This is a genomic window from Arthrobacter sp. HY1533, assembly GCF_027568515.1.
GTDB lineage: Bacteria > Actinomycetota > Actinomycetes > Actinomycetales > Micrococcaceae > Specibacter.
The window spans coordinates 1-21,156 of the sequence record NZ_JANKZF010000008.1 but is presented as its reverse complement, the minus strand read 5'-3'; the positions used below and the strand labels follow the sequence as shown (position 1 = coordinate 21,156).

The following is a 21,156-nucleotide window of genomic DNA, read 5'->3' as shown; positions in this document are numbered from 1 at the left end:
GCCATTAGGAAAACAAGGAGTCGTTAGGAGAATATTTCGGCCATGGGCCAGCCCTTGCCTGCCGTGTTGGCAACGTCCCGCTCCCAGGCCTCGTGCAAGGCGGCGAGCTCGGCGGCAACTGTTGTTTCGACGTCGTACAGGTTGGTGATTTCCCCGGGGTCCGCAGCGAGGTTGCACAGGAAGTAGCCGCTGCCGGGATCGGCGTGCTCCACGTCCAGGATGGCCTGGGCCACGGGCGAGCCGGGTTCCACCCAGCGCAGCTTCCAGTCGCCGCGGCGCACCGACCACTGCCAGCCGCAGTCCCAGTGCAGGGCCTCGTGGCCGCCCGGGGCGGCCAGCAGGTCCAGGCCGTCGCAGTGAGCATACGTGGCGGGGTCCGCCCCTGCGGCCGCGAGTGCCGTGGGCAGGATGTCCATGGAACTCGTGAGCCCGGTGCGCGTCTGCCCCGCGGGCACTTGCCCGGGCCAGCGCAGCAGGAACGGCACACGCACGCCGCCCTCCCACAGGGTGTATTTGGTGCCGCGCAGGGGCAGGTTCACGCCGTAGTTGCAGGTGGAGCCGCCGTTGTCGGTCAGGTAAACAACAATGGTGTCCTCGGCCAGGCCCAGTTCATCCAGCTGGTCCAGGATGAGCCCAATCTGCGCGTCCATGAGCTCCAGCTGTGCCAGGTAGTAGGCGCGGCCGTTGTCCAGGTGCGGGCTGATGGCGCCGTCGTACCAGTCGATGTATTCTCCGGCGCCCGGGTTCCAGTCCTCGTAGGCGGGCAGTCCGCGCTTCGCGAGCTCCTCCGCCGGCAACTGCCAGCAAAAGTTGTGGACGGCATTGAAGGCCACGGTGGCCAGGAACGGCTTGTCCGCATGCTCGGCCACGAACTGCCGGGTCCGCTCCCCGATGGCATCGGTCAGGAAGCCCTCCAGCTCCTGCGGCTCCTCGCCGTTCCACAACGGCTGGACCGCCATGCGGAACGCGGCCTCCTGGCCGTAGTCCGCCACGGAATCCTCGGAGTGGTGCAGGTAGTTCAGCCGGCCCATGGATTCGCCCGCGAGCCCGTAGAACGATTCGTCATAGCCGTGCTGCGGCGGCGTTCCCCGGTCCCCGTGGTGTTCGGTGCCGTAGTGGACCTTGCCGAAGTAGCCCGTGGTGTAGCCCTCGCCGCGCAGCAGTTCGGCAATGGTGGGCACATTCTCCGGGCAGATTTCCGAGTCCGTGAACCAGCGCGCACCCCACCGCTGCTGGTGGCTGCCGGCCGCCAGGCCCGCCCGCGACGGAGAGCAGATGGGCGCGGTCACGTAGGCATCTGAATAGGAGGCGCCCTCCCGCGCCAGCCTGTCCAGTGCCGGGGTGGAAACATCGTCCCGGACACCCAGGATGGAACGGTCGGCATAGCCGTGGTCGTCGGAAACAATGACCATGATGTTGGGCTGGCGCTTCATTGCTGCTCCTTGTTAATACGTGTGGGCCTAGGCCAGGACTGACTTGAGTGCTTCCAGCGCCTCAGCCACGGGCGGCAGGTGGGGGTGCCAGGCACGCTCCCATTCCAGGGAAATCCAGGGATCGGTGATGCCGTGGGCTGCGGAAATCCCGGCCACGAGGTCCCGCATCTCCGTCAGCGGCAGCTCACCCTGCCCGGGCAGGGTCAGCTCCACGGTGTTTGTTCCGGGGTTGCGCACCCCGTCCTTGTACTGCGCGTACGCCAGCGAGTCCGCGAGCAGTTCCGCGGTGCGGGCGGGCGCTTCGTCGTGGCGCCAGGGGTGCATGAGGTCCCAAATGACCTTGACGGGGGCGGCCGGGTCCACGTGCGCCAGGATCCGCACGATGTCCGTCCCCCTGGGGTGCGAGTCGTGCGTTTCAAGCAGCATGGTCACGCCGAGCTCCCGCGCCCGCTGCGCCGCGGCGTTGAGCCTGCGCGCCCCCAGCAGGTCCGCCGCCAGCATCTCGGCCGACGGCTCGGAACCCAGCCCGCACGGCTCGATCCCCGCCCCGGGGAACACGCGCACCTGCGCGCCGGTGCCGCGGTTGCCGGCGGAAAGTCCTGCTGCAAGTTCGACGGCGTCCAGCAGCTCCGCGAGGACCGGATCGTCCGCGCCGTCGGGCTGCGGAGCCGGGGCGCAGATCCGCACGTAGCTGGCCAGGGTCAGCACCGTCAGGCCGGCCGCGGCGAGCTCGGCCGCGACATCCGCCCGCTGGGACGCGTCCATGCCCGGGAAGGCGAATTCGCCGTCGGCCGCCCGGATCTCCAGGCCCGTGGCGCCTGAGGCGTGGGCGGTGGCGATGACCTGGGCCAGGGAATCGCCCGGGCAGCCAAGGGTGGAGTAGGCCAGGGGCATGGAGAACCTTTCAACAGCATTCATCGGTGTCTTCCCACAGTAATTGGGAAATCGCTTTCCATCAATGTTCGTGACACCCGAAGCTGCGCATTGTTTCTCGCCCGGGCCTGCTGGCGAAGCTGTGGGATATTTTTCGCCTCCCCTACTAGTCGCTGGGAACTGACTGGGCGTAAGCTGACAGTACTTACCCAAGGAATATCCAGCGTATTCCCAGCCAATGGTCGGAGACTGAAATGGTGAAAAAGACTGGACCTGAAGCCAAGCTGCTCGTTGTCGATGACGAGCCGAACATCCGCGAGCTGCTCTCCACCTCCCTGCGCTTTGCCGGGTTTGAGGTCATTGCCGCCGCCAACGGCCGCGACGCACTCGCAGCAGCCGAAGAACACAACCCGGACCTCGCCGTCCTGGATGTCATGCTCCCGGACATGGACGGATTCACCGTCACCCGGCGCCTGCGCGCCGCCGGCCGGCACTTCCCCGTCCTGTTCCTCACCGCCCGCGACGACACCGAGGACAAGGTCACGGGCCTGACGGTGGGCGGCGACGACTACGTCACCAAGCCGTTCAGCCTGGACGAGGTGGTGGCCCGCATCCGCGCCGTGCTGCGCCGCACCCAGCCCACGGATGACGACGACGCCGTGCTGCGTGTTGCCGACCTCGAGCTCGACGACGACGCCCACGAGGTGCGCCGCGCCGGCAAGACCGTGGAGCTCTCCCCCACCGAATTCAAGCTGCTGCGCTACCTCATGCTCAACCCCAACCGCGTGCTCTCCAAGGCCCAGATCCTTGACCACGTGTGGGAGTACGACTTCAACGGCGACGCCTCCATTGTGGAGTCCTACATTTCCTACCTGCGCCGCAAGGTGGACAACGACGCAACGCTGCCTGCCCTGATCCAGACCAAGCGCGGCGTGGGCTACGTGTTGCGGACCCCCGACAAGCGCTAGCACCGCCGCCAAGACATTGATTACGTTGTGGAAGAACGCCTCCCTGCGCTCCCAGCTGGTGGCCATCATCAGCGCCCTCTTGGGCGTCTCACTGATGGCACTGGGTGCCACGACGTTCCTTTTGCTGCACTCCTTCCTGGAAGACCAGATGGACACGCAGCTGACCACCTTCCAGAAGTCGATCGTCCAGTTCGGCACCGTGGACCCGGAAAGCACGGGGCAGACGCCTTTCGCCTTTGACTACTACGTTGGCTTCCACTTCGACGACGGAACCCTCGCCGACCAGAACCGGTCGGGCAAGGACAAGCCCGTCTACCCCGCCTATTCCATGGCGGCTGCCCGGGCCCTGAACGGCAAGACGTTCACAGTGCCCAGCAGCGACGGCGGCGCCCCGTGGCGCATCACTGTGATTGCGCCACAAAAGTTCAACTATGGCCCGGCCGATGTCACCCAGAACCGGCCCGAGTACATGGGCTATGTTGTGGTGGGCCTGCCGTACGAGAACCTCAACCTCACCATGGAGCGCCTGGCCGTCGTGATCGCCGGGGTGGCCATCCTTGCCGTCACCCTCGGCACCATGATTGCCTACTGGACCGTGACGCGCTCCTTCCGCCCCCTGGGCCGGGTGGAGAAGACGGCCGCGGCCATTGCCGCCGGGGACCTTTCAAGGCGTGTGGAAATTGAGAACCCCGCCACTGAGGTGGGCCGGCTGTCCGGCTCCCTGAACACCATGCTGGCGCACATCGAGCACGCCTTCGCGGCCCGGACGGCCTCGGAGAAGAAGATGCGCCGCTTCGTGGCCGACGCCTCCCACGAGCTGCGCACGCCGCTGGTCACGATCCGCGGATTCTCCGAGCTGTACCGCCACGGCGCCCTCCAGACCCCGGAGGACGTGGGCACGGCCATGGGCCGGATCGAGAGCGAGGCCAAGCGCATGGGAGAGCTCGTGGAGGACCTGCTGGTCCTGGCCCGCATCGACGAGCAGCGCCCCCTGCAGCTCAAGCCCGTTGACCTGCTCATCATCGGCCATGACGCCGTTCTCGACGCCCGCGCCACGGCACGTGACCGCACCTTCGCGGTGGTGGGGCTCGACGGCGGCCCCGGCACCCCTGCGCCCAGCGTCGGCGACGAGGCAAAGCTGCGCCAGGTGGTTGCAAACCTCATGGGCAATGCGTTGCGCTACACCCCCGAGGGCTCACCCATTGAAATTGTGGTGGGAACCCGCAGCGAGGGCGATGCCAAGTTCTCCGTCATCAAGGTCCGCGACCACGGCCCCGGGATCTCGGAGGAGGAGGCGCCGCGCGTCTTCGAGCGCTTCTACCGCGCCGATTCCTCCCGCGACCGCAACACCGGCGGCAGCGGCCTGGGCCTGGCCATTGTCTCTGCCATCGTGGCCTCGCACGAGGGCACCGTTCGCCTGGAACAGACCCCCGGCGGCGGCGCCACCATGGCCATCGAGCTGCCCTTCCAGGCCATGGACGACGGCGGCGCCCACGAAAGTGCCGACCCCACCGAAGGCGACGGTGCAGATGACACCGCATTCGAGGGTTCCGATGGCTCCGGTTCCCCCACAGGCGGCCCTGGCCACTAGGCACTCCACAGATTCACCCGGGCGCCGCTGCGGCAGCCGCCCGGGCCCTAGCGTGGATCCTGCCAGCGGTGGCCGGTCCCTCCCGGGCCGGCAGCCGATTCTGGCACACCGGAACCAGGGCAGGAGCACATCGTGGCACAATTCAACGTCAACAGCGACGAGCTGGCACTCAAGAGCACAGCTGTGAGGGGTTCGGTGGACCGCATCCGCATGGAGGTGGACGCCATGAAGCGCAACCTGCTGGAGCTGCAGTCCACCTGGACAGGGGCTGCCGCCACCAATTTCCAGGCGCTGCTGCAGGAATGGCATGCAACTGAACTGCGGGTTGAGGCGTCCCTGGAAAGCATCAACGGCGCGCTGTCCATGGCGGCAACCCAGTACGCGCAGGCGGAGGAGGCCAACATGCGCATGTTCACAGCCCGCTGAGGTCTGCGGATCAGCCCTCGCGCGTGCCCTGGTGGAAGCGCAGCCGCCACTGGCCGTCGTTGTGCTGCCACACGGAACTCCGCAGCGAGCTGCCGCGGGCCGAGGCGCTTCGGTAGGTCAGCAGGGCCGTGGCCGCATCAAGGCGGGCCAGTCCCAGGACTTCCAGTTCCACGCTCGGGGCTTCGTCGTCGGCCAGCATCTCCAGGATGTCCTGGCGCGACCACAGGCGCCCGGAGGCGCCGATCTCCTGGAAGTCCGGGTGCATCAGCTCTGCGGCGCGGAGCGGGTCGGCCCGCACGGCCGGGTCCAGCAGCTCGCGCTCCAGGTCCACGACGCTTTCCAGCGAGGCCTCACGGGGTGTGGCGAAGGAGGGGTCCGGTTCGTCCTCGAGCATGGAGAAAAGGTCGGGCTGGCCGGGGTCGCCATACAGCGCATCCGGCAGATCCTGGGCGGGCTCGGGGCGGGCTGCCGGGGAGGCGGGGGAAGCGGCGGCCTGGCCGGAGCCGGGGAAGCCCGGGCCGCGGTTGGGCTCGCGCTTGGCCTGGTAGGCGGTGGCGGCGTCACGGGCACGGTCGTCGGCGGCCTCGTTGAGGTCGTGGCCTGCGTGGCCCTTGACCCATTCGAAGGTGTACTTGCGGCCCACGAGGGCTGCGTCAATTTCCTTGAGCAGATCGAGGTTCAACACGGGCTTGCCGTCCGACTTCTTCCAGCCCTTGCGCTTCCAGCCCGGCATCCACTTGGTGACCGAGTTGATGACGTACTGGCTGTCGCACAGGATGTGCAACGGCTCGTTGGGCAGGTGTGCCGTGGCCCTGAAGAGGTCCAGGACGGCCATGAGCTCGCCCATGTTGTTGGTTCCGTGCGGCCAGCCGCCGGCGGCCCAGCAGTTTTCGTCAACGTACCAGGCCCAGCCGGCCGGTCCGGGGTTTCCCAGTGCCGAACCGTCGGCAGCAGCAGTAATAGTCATTGCTCCATACTTTCAGACTCCACCGACACTTAAACGCCAAAGGCGCCCACTCCGGAAAGAGAGGGCGCCTTTGGTGGTGAAAACGTGGTGAGGCTTGGGTGGGCCCACGAGCCCGAGGGCCCCGGACTGGATACGCGCCAGCGGATCCAGTCCGGGAGGGCTTGGGGACTAGAAGCCGCCCATGCCGCCCATGCCACCCATGTCGTCGCCGCCGCCGGCGGGAGCAGCCTTCTCAGGCTTGTCCGCAACAACGGCTTCGGTGGTGAGGAACAGGCCGGCAATGGAAGCCGCGTTCTGCAGGGCAGAGCGGGTTACCTTTACCGGGTCGTTGACGCCGGCAGCCAGCAGGTCCTCGTAAACGCCGGTTGCGGCGTTCAGGCCGTGGCCAACGGGCAGGCCGCGGACCTTGTCCACAACAACGCCGGGCTCCATGCCTGCGTTGAAGGCAATCTGCTTCAACGGTGCATCGATGGCAACCTTGACGATGTTGGCGCCGGTTGCTTCGTCACCGGTCAGGTTCAGGCCTTCGAATGCCTTCACGCCAGCCTGGATCAGTGCAACGCCACCGCCGGGGACGATGCCCTCTTCAACAGCAGCCTTTGCGTTGCGCACTGCGTCTTCGATGCGGTGCTTGCGTTCCTTGAGCTCAACTTCGGTTGCGGCACCGGCCTTGATGACTGCAACGCCGCCAGCCAGCTTGGCCAGGCGCTCCTGCAGCTTCTCGCGGTCGTAGTCGGAATCGGAGTTTTCGATCTCGGCACGGATCTGTGCAACGCGGCCGGCAATGGCCTCTGCGTCGCCGGCACCGTCAACGATGGTGGTCTCGTCCTTGGTGACAACAACCTTGCGTGCCTTGCCCAGCAGGTCAAGGGTGGTGTTCTCGAGCTTGAGGCCAACTTCCTCGGCGATGACCTGGCCACCGGTGAGGATGGCGATGTCGGCCAGCTGGGCCTTGCGGCGGTCGCCGAAGCCCGGTGCCTTGACGGCAACGGACTTGAACAGGCCGCGGATCTTGTTCACGATCAGCGTGGCAAGCGCCTCGCCTTCGATGTCCTCGGCGATGATCAGCAGCGGCTTGTTGGAAGCCATGACCTTTTCCAGGACTGCAACGAGGTCCTTGACGCTGGAGATCTTGGAGTTGACGATCAGGATGTACGGGTCTTCGAGGACCGTTTCCTGGCGCTCGGTGTCCGTGACGAAGTAAGCGGAGATGTAGCCCTTGTCGAAGCGCATGCCTTCGGTGAGCTCGAGCTCCAGGCCGAAGGTGTTGGACTCCTCGACGGTGATGACGCCTTCCTTGCCAACCTTGTCCAGGGCCTCGGCAATGAGGGAGCCAATCTCGGAGTCGCCGGCGGAGATGGAGGCAGTTGCCGCGATCTCTTCCTTGGTCTCGATTTCCTTGGCGGAGATGAGCAGCTGCTCGATGACGGCTGCAACAGCCTTCTCGATGCCGCGCTTGAGTGACAGCGGGTCGGCGCCGGCAGCTACGTTGCGCAGGCCTTCCTTGACGAGTGCCTGGGCCAGGACCGTGGCGGTGGTGGTGCCGTCGCCTGCGATGTCGTCAGTCTTCTTGGCGACTTCCTTGACCAGCTCTGCGCCGATCTTCTCGTACGGGTCGTCCAGTTCGATTTCCTTGGCGATGGAAACACCATCGTTGGTGATCGTGGGGGCGCCCCACTTCTTTTCGAGAACAACGTTGCGACCGCGCGGGCCCAAGGTGACCTTGACGGCGTCGGCGAGGATGTTCAACCCACGCTCAAGGCCGCGGCGTGCCTCTTCATCAAATGCAATGAGCTTGGCCATGGAGGCTTCAGTCCTTTCGGGACAGTCATTTCGGATACAAAAACCGCAGCAGGTGCCCGCGACGGACGGAATTGCGGCCGCTGATCTATGTACAGCGCCCGCAAAACCTCACCTTTTGAGGAAAGTTCTAAACTCCGACGGCGGCCAGACGGCCAATAATTAGCAGTCGCCACCTCAGAGTGCTAACTCAATAATTAGCACTCGGCATCCCAGAGTGCAAGCGGGAAGGGCAATGTGAGCTTCGGGCGAACGCCCGGCGGCCGCAGACTCAGTGCCGCTCCTTCACCACCTGCAGATGAACCCACGTATCGCACTGGATGACCTCGGGCTGCTTTCGAATTTCGTTGAGCGCGGCGACCACGTCACCCGATGTCGAGCCATCAAATGATGCCACGATGTCGTACTGGCCAATGGAGGAGGCCAGGAACGTCATCCCGGGAAGCCTGGCAAGCCGGGAGGCCACGCCGGCGGATGAACCACGGACCCGCAATCCCAGGCCGACCCGCTGTTGCCGGTCCTGGGTGCCGGGGTCCCAGATCATCCCAATCCGGACCACACCATTTTCCAAGAGTTTCAGCACGCGGATGCGGGCCGTTCCGGCGGAGACACCCGCAGCCTCCGCCAGGGCCGCATAGCTGGCCCTGCCATCCAGGCGCAAGGCCTCGATCAACACATGGTCGATTTCATCCGGTTCGTGGCCGGCCGGACTGGTTTGGGCCAGGACATCCACCAGGAGCTCGGTATAGGTGCTGACGCTGGTGGCAACCACGCCCGGCAAGTCCCTGATGCGGGCAACGCCCTGAAACAACTCCGCCTGGCTCCGGACCCGGATCTCGGCCACCAGGGCCCTTGTCCCCAAGGCCACGGAGACAAAGGGAACTCCCTCGTCTCCGGCGATGCTCGCGGCAAGGGGGCCGGCGGGACCGTCGACGTCAATGGCCACGTGCGCCATGACCGTTTGCCCCAGGACCGAGGGGTGCACCAGCCCCACAATGCGCGCCCCCGAGGTGGCCAGGAGCCCTGCCAGCCTCCGGGCCACCGCCGCCCTGGACAGTCCCGTCCTGCCGGCCAGGTCTTGTTGGCTAATCCGCCCATCCGCCAGGAGTTCATCGAGAATCCTGCGGTCCATTTGGTCCATGACGCTCCAGTGCTTGAAATTGGGCAAGAATTTTTTTGCCCGAATGGTTGGGAACAAAAAGTCCGTCAGCCGATTCGATGTGGCGAATGTGCTATGAAATGCCCAGGCATACCGATCATATCCATCATCAAGGAGAAAACGACTGAGGATTTGCACTTAAGAGTCGCCTAGAGTGTGATCCACCGCACTTCCAGCAACCGTCCAAAGGAAACAACATGCGAAAAGTTCTGCTCCACGGATTCCTTGCCGCCGCCCTGCTGGCGGGTGCCAGCGCCTGCGGATCGGCAAGCACCGCCACAACCGCGACGCAGTCAGACAATGCGCCGGCAGGCCTACTGAAGGCGGGCGAACTGGCCATCTGCATCAACCCGGAATACTCCCCGATGGAGTACTTCGAAAACGGCACAGGCGGACAACCGATCGGATTTGACGCGGATTCAGCCGTTGCCCTCGCCAACCATTGGGGCGTCAAGCCCCAATTCACCATCTCCAGCTTCGATGGGCTCATGCCGGCCCTCGCCGCCAAGCGGTGCGACCTGGTCTGGTCGGCCCTGTATGTGAACGCCGACCGCCAGAAGGTGGCGGACGCCAGCCCTTACCTGCTGACGGGACCGGCCCTGGTGGTGCCGTCAGGCACCGACTCCATCAAGTCGATTGACGACCTGTCCGGCAAGTCGGTTGCGGTCCTCTCCGGCGGCGCCAACGAGGCAACGCTCAAGAAACTGTCCGCAAAATTTGAGGCGGCAGGCAATCCCGCGGTGGAAATCCAAAGTTACCCGCAGAACGTCCTGACTGTGGCCGCACTCCTCAACGGCAAGGTCGATGCACTGATTGAAACGGATGTCTCCGCCGTCGATGTTGCCCAAAAGTCGGGCGGCAAGCTCAAGACCGGGCCCAGCTTCTTTGACGCCGATACCCAGTTCGCCGTCTACACAGCCAAGGGGTCCGGGCTCACCAAGGATGTAGCCGCCGGATTGAAGGCGCTGGCAGACAACGGAACCTTGGCCACGACAGCCCAGAAGTACTCCCTGGACGTGAACCGGATCTACAAGGGCAAATAGCCGCTACATCCCGGAGCTCCACCGCCGCACCGCCAGCATCTCCACAGAACCACCACGAAGGGTACGAACATGAGCATCGAATACCGCGAGCAAGTCAAGACAACGGGTCTTCTGGACATCCGTGATTCGCTTGTCCTTGTCATTGACGCCCAGGAGAACTTCTACCGCGCGCACCGCACCGACGTGGATCGGGAAACCTTGGCAGGTGTCTTCAAAACAGTGGCCTGGGTTGCCGGGGCGGCCGGGTCGCTGGGTGTTCCTGCCGTGGCCACCGAGGAAGACTCTTCCACCAACGGCAGGACCGCCGGCAACATCAGGTCCGCCCTCGCGCCGGGAACGGCCATGCTGCCCAAGCACGCCTTTTCCGCAGCGGACAACCCGGAGATCTTGGCGGAAGTCCAGCGCCATGGGCGGTCCACCATCATTTTGCTCGGCTTGGAAACCGACATCTGCGTGGCCCACTCAGCCTTGCAGCTGCAGGCACTCGGCTACAGGGTTGTGGCCATTCACGACGCATTGTTTTCACCGGGCAGGGCCCACCACAATGGCCTGGTGCGCATGCAAAATGCCGGCATTGAGCAAATTTCGGCGAAGGAACTTCTCTACGACTGGGTCAGGACGGTGGAGAACATTCGCCGCTTCAGCAAGGACAACCCGTCACTGGCCACACCGCCCGGATTCTCGCTCTAGGACACCGCCAAAGGCAGGAGCCACCCAGCCGGTGAACATCCCGGCCGGGTGGCTCCTTGTTGCTGGGGCGAAAGCTACGCGCCGGGCCCCAGGACCACGGCAAGCGGGATGCCGAGTTCGGCGGTGTCCACCAGCGTGGGGATGTTCAGCAGCTTGGAAAGCGCCTCGGCGTTGGCCTTCTGCGTGATGCCGTTGTAGAAAATGACCGATGCCGGCTGCGGCTGCCCCGCCCAGTTTGCCTGCTGCGACACGGTCCAGCCGTCGGCCGTGATGCTGCCGGCGTACTGTGCGGCCAGGCCCGAAATGCCCGCGGCGTTGTAGACGGCCACGGCGACGGTCTTGTCCACCACCGAAGCGGGCGTGGGGGTCGGCGTCGGCGTCGGCTGCTGCGTGGGAGTCGCCTCAGGAGTCGGGCTGGGCGCTTCCGTGGTGGGCGCCACTGTCGTGGCCGGTGCCGTGGCACTGGTCTGGGCCGCGGGAGGCGGGGTGGTGTTGTTGGAAATCTTGGGCAGGATGAAGAAGGCCAGCAGCCCCACGCAGAGTGCCGCCACGCCAACAACCATCAGCGGCAGCAACGAGCGGCTGCGCACCTCCATGGACGAGCGGTGGACGCCATGGCGCGCCGAATTCTCCTCAACAGCATCGAATTCATCCCGCGGGTAATTACTCATAGTGCAGTGGTGTCCTTGTGCGTGCGTTGGTGGCCGGGCGGTCAGTTGCCCATGCGGCGGGCGGAACGGGCCTGTTGGCGTGACGTACGTAGTCTACGCAAACGCTTGACCAGCATGGGGTCATAGGCCAGCGCGGCCTCCGTGTCGATGAGCGCGTTGAGCACCTGGTAGTAGTGCACGGCCGAGAGGTCGAACATGTCGCGGATGGCCTGTTCCTTGGCGCCGGCGTACTTCCACCACTGCCGTTCCAGGTCCAGCATCTGCTCGTCGCGCTCCGTGAGCGGGCCCAGGCCGGCACCGGGTTCGGGGGTTGCACCGGGGTCCACGGGGTCCTGTCCGTGCCGGACTGCTTCGGCCACGACGGCCCTCCCTTGAATCCTTGTGCTGCGTAAGTTTGTGCGGGCGTTGCAATTTTGGCCTGCCCTTTCAATGATAAGTGCGAATGACAGCCATGTCATTTGGGCCCACGCATGGGCATGGGCGTGAGCTGCATGTCCCGATGGCCCAGAATGGACTTCATGGACAGCACCGAGCCCCTTTTTGACCTCCCCGCCCCGACACCCTGGGATGCCGTCCAGCTCAAGGCCTTGGCCACACTGCGGGAAGCCCCTTTGGAGCTGGTGTCGCCGGATTGGGCGCAGGCCCTGTCCGCCCAGGATCCGGCCCTGCGCCGCCTGGGTGCCATGCTCAACGCCGAGTACGACGCCGGAACCCGCTTCCTGCCCCTTCCCACCCAGGTGCTGCGGGCCTTGGGCACCCCCTTGGCGGAGGTGAAGGTCCTCATCGTGGGGCAGGATCCCTACCCCACCCCGGGGCATTCGGTGGGCCTGGCCTTTTCGGTGGACAAGACCACCCGCCCCCTCCCCCGCAGCCTGAACAACATCTACAAGGAATTGCACACGGACCTGGGCATCCCGCCGGCCGCCCACGGCGACCTTGGCGCCTGGTCCCGGCAGGGCGTCCTGCTCCTGAACCGGGTGCTCACGGTGGCGCCGGGCCAGGCAGGTTCGCACCGCCGTCGTGGTTGGGAGGAGGTCACCGATGCTGTCATCACCACCCTGGCCGCACGGGCTCAGCCGCTGGTCAGCGTGCTGTGGGGCAACGACGCCCAGCGCCTCGCGCCGATGCTGGAGGGCACGGCCGTGATCGAATCGGCGCATCCGAGCCCGTTATCAGCCTCGCGGGGCTTCTTCGGGTCCAGGCCGTTCAGCCGCGTCAACGATCTGCTCTCAGCGCAAGGCGCCACCCCTGTCGACTGGAAGCTGCCGCCGTGAACTAGACTCGTTAGGACAACCTAACTTGGCGCGGGTCCCGTGCCGCAAGGCCGGGCGCGTGCCCGGCACCAGGAGTTCAAGTGACATCATCCGAGTCCGCATCCGCCGCCGTCGTGGCGCCCGCCGTCAAGCCCCGCCCCCAGTTCTCCCTCCGGGTGCTCCGCACCGAGCAGCTCAGCCCGCACATGGTGCGCGTGGTTGCCGGCGGTCCCGGGCTGGCCGAGTTTGAGCCCAAGGACGCAACGGACATGTATGTGAAGATTCATTTCCTGCAGCCGGGCGTTGAGTATGCCGAGCCCGTGGACGTGTTTGCCCTGCGCGAGACCATGCCGCGCGAGCACTGGCCCGTGACCCGCACCTACACTGTTCGCAGCTTCGACGCCGCGGCGCAGGAAGTTGCCATTGACTTCGTGGTCCACGGCGACGCCGGCCTCGCGGGCCCCTGGGCCGCCTCGGCCGCGCCCGGGGACCGCATCATCTTCACCGGCCCGGGCGGCGCCTACCGCCCCAACCCCGACGCCGACTGGTTCCTCTTTGCCGGCGACGAGTCGGCACTGCCCGCCATCGCCGCGGCCCTGGAATCCCTGCCGGCCGGCGCCCGGGGACAGGCATACATTGAGGTCGACACCGCGGAGGACATCCAGCCGCTGGACAAGCCCGACGCCGTCGAACTCACCTGGGTTTTCCGCAACGGGGCAACCCCCGATGCCAGCACCGCACTGCTGGACGCCGTGGCCAACGGCGCCTGGCAGGAAGGCCGCGTCGACGCGTTTGTCCACGGGGAACGCGAATACATGAAGGCCCTGCGCGACATCCTGTTCAAGCAGCGCGGCCTGGAACGCGGCCAGGTTTCCCTCTCCGGCTATTGGGCGTACGGCCGCACGGAGGACTACTTCCAGGCCGAAAAGAAGGAACCCATCGGCAAGATCCTGTAGCCGTATCTGCCGTGCTCGGCGGACCTAGCGGCGGCGGTTGCGGCGGTTGTCCTTGTGGCCGTTGCTGCGGGTGAAGGGCCGTGCGATGTTGTCGCCCAGAACCACGCCGGCCGCCACGGCCAGGATGACAATGAGGGCGTTGAAGATGCCCACGGCACCGGTCACGGAGTCCTCGGGTGTGAGCGTCATGACGAACATGGCGCGGAAAATGGACAACCCCACCAGCAGGAAGATGACCGAGGGCACCGCCACCACGAGCTGGGGCGCCCCGAGCCGGAGGGCGACGATCCGGGCCAGGATGCCGATCACCACGGCGGCCAGGGCCGGGGCGAAGCGGCCGCCCAGGCCAAACACCATGCCGAAGTTGTAGACGAGGTAGCCGGCCAGGGCCACGGCGGTGGTGGGGACCAGCAGTTTCTTGGACGTTTGTTCGGCGATGCAGATGGCCACGGTGGCCAGCGCCACGAGCGCCAACACCAGTGGCAGCGGCAGTGTGCCCGAGAGTGTCTCGGCCACATTGAGCCTGTCGGCGCCAAAGAGTGTGCTGGTCACCAGTGCCACGGCAATGCCGGCGACAATGGCGCCGAAGGTCAGGAAGGCCGAAAGGAACCGACCGGCCGCCGTGACCGGGAAGCCGTTGATGGCATCCTGCACGGCCGAGACGAGCCTGCCCGATGGCAGCATGAGCAGGATTCCGCCGGCCACCACTATGGAGGGGCTCAGCGGGACGTGGAACATGAAGCACAGCACCGCCACGATGGTGACGATGAAGGAGCTGATGGAGGTGACAAAGAAGTCCGGGACGCGCCACCTGCCCAGGACGCGGGCCACTTGCCCGGCCAACAGGATCGTGGCAAAGGCCACCATCATGCCGAAGATGGTGCCGCCGATGACGCCGACCACTGCGGCGGCAAACACGGCCTCGGCCACCGAAACCATCCAGCGCGGGAACGGCTTGGGCTTCTTGACGATCACGTCCAGCCGCCGGTAGGCCTCGTCCCTGGTGACTCCGCCGCTGACAATGTCGGTGACCAGTTCGTGGACCTCCACGAGGCCCGCATAGTTGTTTGTCCAGGAGCGGACCACCCGCAGCAGCGTGATGGGCACAGCGTCCCGGGGCGCGTAGTTGATGATGACCGACTGGTTGGTGATGTCCACTTCAATGTTGCGCAGGCCCAGGGCAGCGGTGACGGCAATGATGCTCGTCTCAACCTCGAGGGCGCCTGCCCCGTAGCGGAACATGGTCTCGGCCAGGCGCAGCGCAAAGTCAATGGTCTTGCGCGAGGATTCCTCGGCCTTGCCCACCTGGATGGTGAAGTTGGCGTAGGGGCTGCCAGCCAGCCTGTCCACGATGTTCATGGGTGCCGTGGGCGGGGCCTCCCCCTGCACCAGCTTGCGCAGCACATTCCGCGCGGCCTTGTTGGGCTTGGCGGCCGGCACCACCGGAATCAGGCCGGCGGCCGGCGCCTTGGAACTCGATTCCCGGCTGCTGGGATTGGTGGCCATTCATGCTCCCTGGTGCCTGGCGTGGGGTGTGGGCGGCGGGATCTGCCGCCGCCCACACCGTCTGAAATGTCTTAGTAGAACTGCTTCCCGGTCCGGCGGATGTACAGCTGGCGGAACACCCGCTCACCCGCCGTAGACCACAATTTATACCGCAGCGGGCTGAGCACCAGGTCGTAGCAACCCACAAAGTCGGTGACAGTCTTGGAAAAGCTTGTCTTGAACAGGCCCAACCCGTGGTGCGGGTGCGTGGGGTCCTTGAGCCGGTCCGAGGGCGGTGTGCCGCAGAAGTCGTACTGCACGGCCCCGAGTTCCTTCATGTCATTGATGGCAACCCACTGGACCAGGTGCGAGTCACCGTACTGGTTGCGCTTCTGCAGCGAGCCGCCGTCCTTGTAGGTGGCCTTGGAACCGTAGTTGATGACAAACGCCCCCACCGAGGGCACGCCGTCTTCGTAGACAAAGTAGAAGTGGCCCTGGCCGCGCTTGGTGAACTCGGTCCAGAACTGGCGGTAGTACTCAAAGTCACGTGCCGTGGCGGTGGACTTGGCCGTGATGGTGCCCACCATGAGCTCGTACATGGTCTTCATGGTTGCCTCGGTGGGTTCCATGCGGACCACCTCAACGCCTTCGCGCATGGCGCGACGCACGGCGTTGCGGCCGCGCGAGTGCAGCTTGCGGAGCAGCTCATTGGACTCCGGGGAGATGTCCAGAAGGGCCGTGCTGTCGTTGGGCTGCAGGTCCGGGACCTTGATGAGCCCGGCCGACTCCAGCACCGCACGCGCCTCCTCGGAGGCCACAATGTCCGGCTCGATCTTGGCGGCGAAGACGTTCAGCCTGGCCCTTTTCACGAAGGCGCGCAGGGCATCAAGCATGGCCGGAATGTGCTCGACGGACGCCGTGTCCGGCCCCTTGATGAGGTACCAGAACTTGCCCAGGATGGGGAAGGATTTTTGCAGGACCAGGTTATAGCTGGTGTACTCCGGGCCCTCAAACGCCACGTGCTGGATGTCCCAGCCGTAGTTTTTCTTGGTGGCCGCAAACGCTTCGGATTGCAAAATGTTGCCGCCGTTGGGGTTGCCGGTGACCAGCGTGTCCCACTGGTCAATCTCGGCGGCGGTGGCAAATCGGGCGGTGAATTCTGGCAAGAGACCCTCAATTACGTTGGCATGTGTTCGCTGCCCCCAGTCTACCGGGATGCGTTCTCACAGCCCACTCACAGCCCCCGCACCACAAACCCCACAAACGCGGCCAGAACATGAACAGTGAACGGCCGCCGCGAGGGCGGCTGCAAGTGCAGGGAGCTGGACATGGGAGTGGTTTCTCGGAGCGTGGGCAACGCGTTTCGCAACAAGGTGCGCAGCGGTGCCGTGGTGGTGATCCTGGCCGTCGCCATAGGTTTGGCCCTTGCCATGCTGGTGGCCAACGAGGCCGTCGGCAGCAGGGTGGATTCCCTCAAGGCGTCGGTGGGCAACACGCTGACTGTCAATCCGGCCGGTTCCCGCGGCGGGCTCGGCGGCGGCGAGCCACTGACCGAGGCGGAGCTGGCCAAGGCCTCGGCGGTGGACAACGTCACATCAGTCACGGGGACGCTGGTGGTGAGGTTGAGAAACGCGGCAGAAGCCACGGGATCCACCACGGGCACGGGTGAATCGGCTGCACCCGGACGCGGCGGGCCCGGCGGGGGCTTCGGCGCCAGTGGCACCACCAGCCTGGTGTCTGCCGTGGCGCCGGGGTCCATTGGCCAGCGGAACAACAGCAACGGCGGTTCGGCACCAGCCGGCGGCACGGCCGCGCCCACATTCAGCATCCCCATCCAGGCAACGGGTGTTGCCGCCTCAACAACGGCCACGGGCACAGCCATCAATGTCACCAACGGCAATCAGCTGAACAACTTTGATGCAGCCTCAACCCAGGCCCTGGTGGGCAGCACCCTGGCCACCAAGAACTCACTCAAGGTGGGATCGACGTTCACTGTGCAGGACCGGACCATGACCGTCACCGGAATCTTTGACGCCGGGGACACCTTCGAGAACAACGCCATCTACCTTCCCCTCGCCGCAACCCAAGCGTTGACCGACCAGGCCGGACAGCTCAGCAGCCTCACAGTGCAGGTCAACAGCATCGACAACGTTGCCAGCACCCAAGCCGCACTGACTTCCGCACTGGGCGCCAGCAACGTGGACGTCACGGCCGGCTCGGCCAACCTCCAGTCCGCCATCTCCTCGCTGGGCAGCGTGGCCAATATTTCCCTCATTGCCTACATTGCTTCCCTGGCGACGGCGGGGTTGATCGTGCTGCTGATCATGATCATGGTGGTGCGCGAACGGCGCCGCGAAATTGGCGTCCTGAAGGCCATCGGGGCATCCAACCGGACCATCGGTGTCCAGTTCGTGCTGGAAGCCATGGTGCTGGTGGTGCTGGGGACAGTGGTGGGTGCCGTGGTTGCGGCGTTCAGCAGCAGCCCCATCGCCAATGCCCTGGTCTCTGGCAACACTCCCTCGGCCAGCACCACCGCGGCCGGCCCCGGCAGTACCCCGGGCGGCGGCGGATTCGGCGGGGGCGGATTTGCGCGCACCCGCGGCGCCCTGGCCGGCGCCGAACAACTCATCGGCACCATCAGCACGTCCGTGGGCTGGCAGACATTGGTGATGGGCGCCGTCGGCATCTTGCTGATCGCCGCGATAGGCGCCCTCATCCCGGCCCTGCTGACCGCAAAAGTCCGCCCCATTGAAGTCCTTCGAGGAGAGTAAGCCATGCTGAGCGTCACAGATGTAGTCAAGACCTTCAATTCCGGGGACCGCACCATCAAGCCCGTCAACGGTGTCAGCTTCAGCTTGGAGCAGGGAACATTCGCGGCGATCCTGGGCAAGAGCGGCAGCGGAAAGAGCACGCTGCTGTCCCTGCTGGGAGCCCTGGACAAGGCCACCTCGGGCGACGTGGTGGTGGACGACGTCAACATTTCCAAGCTGCCCGACCGGAAGCTGACGGCCTACCGCCGGGACGACATTGGCTTTGTGTTCCAGTCCTACAACCTGATCCCGAACCTCTCCGCCCAGGAGAACGTCATGCTGCCCATGGAGTTCGCGGGCCGGTCCCACTCCGCGCGCAGTGCACGGGCGGCGGAACTGCTGAACCAGGTGGGGCTGACCGAGGAGATGCATTCCCGCAAGGCCAACCGGCTCTCCGGCGGCATGCAACAGCGGGTGGCAATCGCCAGGGCACTGGCCAACAACCCGAAGCTGATCCTGGCCGATGAGCCCACAGGAAACCTAGACGATGAAACAGGCGAGCTGATCATCGAGCTGCTGCGGCGCCTGGCCCACGAGAAGAAGACAACCATCCTGGTGGTCACCCACGACCAGGCACTGGCTTCGCAGACCGACAGGAAGTTCAGGTTGGCCCGCGGCAAGCTCACCGAGGACGATTAAACAATTGCAGCGCAGCAGCCGCACAAGGTGCGGCAGCTGCGCTGCAGGAGCTGCTGTTGCCTACTTGCCGGGCGCGGCAGCTTCCGCTTCCAACTCACCGGAGGCAGCGTCGTCGTGCTTGACCTCGGCCTCAAACTCGGCCATGGCCGCCGGCGAGATGTCCACAGGCGTTTCGCGGTCGATCTTGGTGGCCAGCGGGACCTCCTTGACGAAGCACAGGACGATCGTGGCAAGCACGGCCAGGGGCACCATCCACAGGAACAGCGGGATGAGTGCCTCGTTGTAGGACTCGATCACGAGGCGCTTAATGGGTTCGGGCAGGCCTGCGACCAGGTGCGGGGTGAAGGAGCCGGCGCCCCCGCCGCCCGTGCCGCCGGGGAGCTTCTCGGCGACGAGCTCGTGCAGGCGGGTGGCGAACACTGCGCCCACCACGGCGGAGCCCAGTGTGGCACCCACCTGGCGGAAGTAGTTCTGCCCGGCGGTGGCGGTGCCCACGAACTTCAGCGGGAACGAGTTCTGTGCCACCAGGGTCATGATCTGCATGCTGGCGCCCAGGCCGATGCCCATGATGCCGAGGTAGATGCACAGCATGTAAATGGGGGTTTCGGCCTTCAGCGTGGCCAGCAGCAGCAGCGCCACGGCAAGGATTGCCGAACCGACAATGGGGGCGAGCTTGTAGCGGCCCGTGGCGGAAACGCGGCGGCCCACGATGATCGAGACCACCAGCAGGCAGGCCATCATGGGGATCATGAGCAGGCCGGCCACCGTGGCGGAGTAGCCCGTGGCCATCTGCAGGTAGGTGGGGATGTAGCCAATGGCGCCGAACATGGCGATGCCCGTCAGCAGGCCGGCGATGGTGGTCAGGTTGAAGTTGCGGCTCTTGAACAGCATCATCGGCATGACCGGCTCGGCGGCACGGCGCTCCACCAGCACGAACAGCACGCCTGTCACAACGGCGACGGCGGCCAGGCCCAGAATTTCAGGCGATGACCACGCGAACTGCGAGCCGCCCCAGGTGCCCACCAGCACAATGGCCGTGGTGGCGACGGTGATCAGGGCCATGCCCAGGTAGTCGATCTTGGGCCGGACGGTGTGGACCACCTTGGGCACGTGCAGCAGGAAGATCGTGGCGAAAATGGCCAGCACGGCCAGCGGAACGTTCATCCAGAATGTCCAGCGCCAGCCCGGGCCCTCGGTCAGCCCGCCGCCGATGAGCGGTCCGGCCACGGAGGAGAACGCGAAGACGCCGCCCATGATGCCCATGTACTTGCCGCGCTCACGGGCGGGGACGACGTCGGCAATGGTCGCCTGGGAGAGGATCATCAAGCCACCGCCGCCGAGGCCCTGGACCACTCGGGCAACAATGAGCGTGCCCATGTCCGGGGCCAGCGCACCGATGACGGAGCCCACCGTGAAGATGGAGATCGCGAACAGCAGCATGGGCTTGCGGCCCAGCAGGTCTCCGAGCTTGCCGTAGACAGGCATCATGATGGTGGAGGCCAGGATGAACGCCGTGATGGCCCAGGCCATGTGCTCGACGCCGTTCAGCTCGCCCACCATGGTGGGCAGGGCGCTGGAGAGCACTGTCTGGTTCAGCGATGCCAGCAGCATGGTGACCATGAGGCCTGCGAACAGGAGGACAATCTTGCGCTTCTCGGCGGGGTCGGCCGGCGTTTCAGCGGTTGCTTGGGTGCTCATAGGGTTGCTTTGATTGCCTCTCGGAAAATTTCAATGGATTCATCCACGGACTGTGTGTCGCCGGCGGAGACGGCGGAGGGGTCGCGGTTGAACGCGAAGCGCATGGCGGTGCCGGCCAGCATCAGCAGCGCCTTGGCCCCGTCGCGGCCGCCGGGCAGGCCGGCCTCGGCGAACTGCGGGTCTTCCTGCTCGTAGCGCTCCACCAGGATCGATTCGACCAGCCCCTCGGCGGCGGTGACGTGCGCAATCATGGTGCGGCTCAGTTCCGGGTACTTGCCCTTGAGTTCCTTGCGGCGCTCCGCCAGGGAGGCTTCGGGAAACATGGACCGGATCACGGCCACCATGAGCCGCACTGTGCGGCCGAACAGGTCTTCCCCGCCGTGGGCCCGAAAGTCCGCCACGGCCTCATCCGGGAGCGTTGGCTGCTGGGTTCCCAGCACGGCGTCTTCCTTGGTGGGGAAGTAGTTGAAGAAGGTGCGCTTGGAGATGCCGGAGGCATCTGCAATGGCTTCCACGGTGGTTTTTGCCATGCCCTCCTCGAGCGCCAGGCCCGAGGCCTTGTCATGGATCAACGCCCATGTTTCCAGGCGGTTCCGCTCACGCAGCGGCACAGTGGTGGTTTTTTGCATGTCTCAAGTTTATGCGCCGGGGGGGCGCATTTAGCACCTCTAATAATTTTACCGCCCCCTGTGTG

At 65.5% G+C, this 21,156-nt stretch carries 20 protein-coding genes; 9 read left to right on the top strand and 11 right to left on the bottom strand.

Translation table 11 applies throughout. From position 1 onward, the window contains the following. Window positions 1-23 precede the first annotated feature (23 nt). Entirely contained in the window at window positions 24-1,433 is a 1,410-nt protein-coding gene (locus PCK14_RS08055; protein ID WP_269937958.1) for a sulfatase family protein, read from the bottom strand. A 27-nt stretch (window positions 1,434-1,460) separates the two neighbouring features. Beyond that, window positions 1,461-2,351, bottom strand: coding sequence for a sugar phosphate isomerase/epimerase family protein (locus tag PCK14_RS08050; protein WP_269937957.1), 891 nt, complete (start codon window positions 2,349-2,351; stop codon window positions 1,461-1,463). 212 nt (window positions 2,352-2,563) lie between these two features. Here PCK14_RS08050 and PCK14_RS08045 point away from each other — a divergent pair, with 212 nt between their 5' ends. From PCK14_RS08045 to PCK14_RS08035, 3 genes are all read left to right on the top strand, one after another. After that, window positions 2,564-3,274 carry a response regulator transcription factor gene (locus tag PCK14_RS08045; protein ID WP_269938109.1) on the top strand — a complete coding sequence of 237 codons (711 nt, stop codon included), beginning with the start codon at window positions 2,564-2,566 and terminating at the stop codon, window positions 3,272-3,274. 25 nt (window positions 3,275-3,299) lie between these two features. Beyond that, entirely contained in the window at window positions 3,300-4,865 is a 1,566-nt protein-coding gene (locus PCK14_RS08040) for a sensor histidine kinase (protein WP_333474352.1), read from the top strand. Window positions 4,866-4,997: 132 nt separating this feature from the next. Then, complete coding sequence (locus PCK14_RS08035) at window positions 4,998-5,291, top strand: WXG100 family type VII secretion target (protein ID WP_269937955.1); 294 nt, start codon at window positions 4,998-5,000, stop codon at window positions 5,289-5,291. A gap of 10 nt (window positions 5,292-5,301) precedes the next feature. Here the strand turns inward: PCK14_RS08035 and PCK14_RS08030 are convergent, their stop codons facing one another. The 3 genes from PCK14_RS08030 to PCK14_RS08020 all read right to left on the bottom strand — a co-directional run bounded on the left by PCK14_RS08030 (window position 5,302) and on the right by PCK14_RS08020 (window position 9,199). Further along, a complete protein-coding gene (locus tag PCK14_RS08030) occupies window positions 5,302-6,258 on the bottom strand; it encodes a ribonuclease HI family protein (RefSeq protein WP_269937954.1) in 957 nt (318 codons plus the stop codon). Window positions 6,259-6,426: 168 nt separating this feature from the next. After that, on the bottom strand, window positions 6,427-8,061 hold the full coding sequence (groL, locus tag PCK14_RS08025; protein WP_269937953.1) for a chaperonin GroEL: 1,635 nt from the start codon (window positions 8,059-8,061) through the stop codon (window positions 6,427-6,429). 268 nt (window positions 8,062-8,329) lie between these two features. Next, window positions 8,330-9,199, bottom strand: a complete 870-nt coding sequence (locus PCK14_RS08020; protein ID WP_269937952.1) for an Lrp/AsnC family transcriptional regulator — start codon at window positions 9,197-9,199, stop codon at window positions 8,330-8,332. Window positions 9,200-9,414: 215 nt separating this feature from the next. On the opposite strand from PCK14_RS08020, the gene PCK14_RS08015 reads away from it, so the two are divergent. Next, a complete protein-coding gene (locus PCK14_RS08015; RefSeq protein WP_269937951.1) occupies window positions 9,415-10,260 on the top strand; it encodes an ABC transporter substrate-binding protein in 846 nt (281 codons plus the stop codon). Between the two features lie 69 nt (window positions 10,261-10,329). After that, window positions 10,330-10,950, top strand: a complete 621-nt coding sequence (locus PCK14_RS08010; protein ID WP_269937950.1) for an isochorismatase family protein — start codon at window positions 10,330-10,332, stop codon at window positions 10,948-10,950. Between the two features lie 74 nt (window positions 10,951-11,024). Here PCK14_RS08010 and PCK14_RS08005 read toward each other — a convergent pair whose 3' ends face one another. Both PCK14_RS08005 and PCK14_RS08000 read right to left on the bottom strand, forming a co-directional pair. Beyond that, window positions 11,025-11,621 (bottom strand): LytR C-terminal domain-containing protein, encoded by a 597-nt coding sequence (locus PCK14_RS08005; RefSeq protein ID WP_269937949.1) that lies wholly within the window; start codon window positions 11,619-11,621, stop codon window positions 11,025-11,027. 41 nt (window positions 11,622-11,662) lie between these two features. Beyond that, window positions 11,663-11,947, bottom strand: a complete 285-nt coding sequence (locus tag PCK14_RS08000) for a DUF3263 domain-containing protein (RefSeq protein ID WP_269938108.1) — start codon at window positions 11,945-11,947, stop codon at window positions 11,663-11,665. Window positions 11,948-12,139: 192 nt separating this feature from the next. Between PCK14_RS08000 and PCK14_RS07995 the strand changes: the two genes are divergently transcribed. Both PCK14_RS07995 and PCK14_RS07990 read left to right on the top strand, forming a co-directional pair. After that, window positions 12,140-12,895 carry a uracil-DNA glycosylase gene (locus tag PCK14_RS07995; protein WP_269937948.1) on the top strand — a complete coding sequence of 252 codons (756 nt, stop codon included), beginning with the start codon at window positions 12,140-12,142 and terminating at the stop codon, window positions 12,893-12,895. Between the two features lie 80 nt (window positions 12,896-12,975). Then, complete coding sequence (locus PCK14_RS07990; RefSeq protein ID WP_269937947.1) at window positions 12,976-13,830, top strand: siderophore-interacting protein; 855 nt, start codon at window positions 12,976-12,978, stop codon at window positions 13,828-13,830. A 24-nt stretch (window positions 13,831-13,854) separates the two neighbouring features. Here PCK14_RS07990 and PCK14_RS07985 read toward each other — a convergent pair whose 3' ends face one another. Both PCK14_RS07985 and PCK14_RS07980 read right to left on the bottom strand, forming a co-directional pair. After that, on the bottom strand, window positions 13,855-15,336 hold the full coding sequence (locus tag PCK14_RS07985) for a threonine/serine ThrE exporter family protein (protein ID WP_269937946.1): 1,482 nt from the start codon (window positions 15,334-15,336) through the stop codon (window positions 13,855-13,857). 71 nt (window positions 15,337-15,407) lie between these two features. Then, window positions 15,408-16,481: a lipid II:glycine glycyltransferase FemX gene (locus PCK14_RS07980; protein ID WP_269937945.1), complete on the bottom strand. Its 1,074-nt coding sequence runs from the start codon at window positions 16,479-16,481 to the stop codon at window positions 15,408-15,410. A gap of 162 nt (window positions 16,482-16,643) precedes the next feature. Between PCK14_RS07980 and PCK14_RS07975 the strand changes: the two genes are divergently transcribed. After that, window positions 16,644-18,086, top strand: a complete 1,443-nt coding sequence (locus PCK14_RS07975; RefSeq protein WP_269937944.1) for an ABC transporter permease — start codon at window positions 16,644-16,646, stop codon at window positions 18,084-18,086. A gap of 3 nt (window positions 18,087-18,089) precedes the next feature. Beyond that, window positions 18,090-18,764 (top strand): ABC transporter ATP-binding protein, encoded by a 675-nt coding sequence (locus PCK14_RS07970; protein ID WP_269937943.1) that lies wholly within the window; start codon window positions 18,090-18,092, stop codon window positions 18,762-18,764. Window positions 18,765-18,824: 60 nt separating this feature from the next. Here PCK14_RS07970 and PCK14_RS07965 read toward each other — a convergent pair whose 3' ends face one another. Next, on the bottom strand, window positions 18,825-20,462 hold the full coding sequence (locus tag PCK14_RS07965) for an MDR family MFS transporter (RefSeq protein ID WP_269937942.1): 1,638 nt from the start codon (window positions 20,460-20,462) through the stop codon (window positions 18,825-18,827). Beyond that, window positions 20,459-21,091, bottom strand: a complete 633-nt coding sequence (locus PCK14_RS07960) for a TetR/AcrR family transcriptional regulator (protein WP_269937941.1) — start codon at window positions 21,089-21,091, stop codon at window positions 20,459-20,461. The genes PCK14_RS07965 and PCK14_RS07960 overlap by 4 nt, the downstream gene beginning before the upstream one ends. Window positions 21,092-21,156: the final 65 nt, after the last annotated feature.

Coding starts and splice junctions, on each gene's coding strand:
- PCK14_RS08030 (WP_269937954.1), bottom strand. CDS start 6,258: ATGACTATTACTGCTGCTGCCGACGGTTCGGCACTGGGAAACCCCGGA.
- PCK14_RS08005 (WP_269937949.1), bottom strand. CDS start 11,621: ATGAGTAATTACCCGCGGGATGAATTCGATGCTGTTGAGGAGAATTCG.
- PCK14_RS07975 (WP_269937944.1), top strand. CDS start 16,644: ATGGGAGTGGTTTCTCGGAGCGTGGGCAACGCGTTTCGCAACAAGGTG.
- PCK14_RS08020 (WP_269937952.1), bottom strand. CDS start 9,199: ATGGACCAAATGGACCGCAGGATTCTCGATGAACTCCTGGCGGATGGG.
- PCK14_RS08050 (WP_269937957.1), bottom strand. CDS start 2,351: ATGAATGCTGTTGAAAGGTTCTCCATGCCCCTGGCCTACTCCACCCTT.
- PCK14_RS07995 (WP_269937948.1), top strand. CDS start 12,140: ATGGACAGCACCGAGCCCCTTTTTGACCTCCCCGCCCCGACACCCTGG.
- PCK14_RS07970 (WP_269937943.1), top strand. CDS start 18,090: ATGCTGAGCGTCACAGATGTAGTCAAGACCTTCAATTCCGGGGACCGC.
- PCK14_RS08010 (WP_269937950.1), top strand. CDS start 10,330: ATGAGCATCGAATACCGCGAGCAAGTCAAGACAACGGGTCTTCTGGAC.
- PCK14_RS07985 (WP_269937946.1), bottom strand. CDS start 15,336: ATGGCCACCAATCCCAGCAGCCGGGAATCGAGTTCCAAGGCGCCGGCC.
- PCK14_RS08055 (WP_269937958.1), bottom strand. CDS start 1,433: ATGAAGCGCCAGCCCAACATCATGGTCATTGTTTCCGACGACCACGGC.
- groL (WP_269937953.1), bottom strand. CDS start 8,061: ATGGCCAAGCTCATTGCATTTGATGAAGAGGCACGCCGCGGCCTTGAG.
- PCK14_RS08015 (WP_269937951.1), top strand. CDS start 9,415: ATGCGAAAAGTTCTGCTCCACGGATTCCTTGCCGCCGCCCTGCTGGCG.
- PCK14_RS07965 (WP_269937942.1), bottom strand. CDS start 20,462: ATGAGCACCCAAGCAACCGCTGAAACGCCGGCCGACCCCGCCGAGAAG.
- PCK14_RS07960 (WP_269937941.1), bottom strand. CDS start 21,091: ATGCAAAAAACCACCACTGTGCCGCTGCGTGAGCGGAACCGCCTGGAA.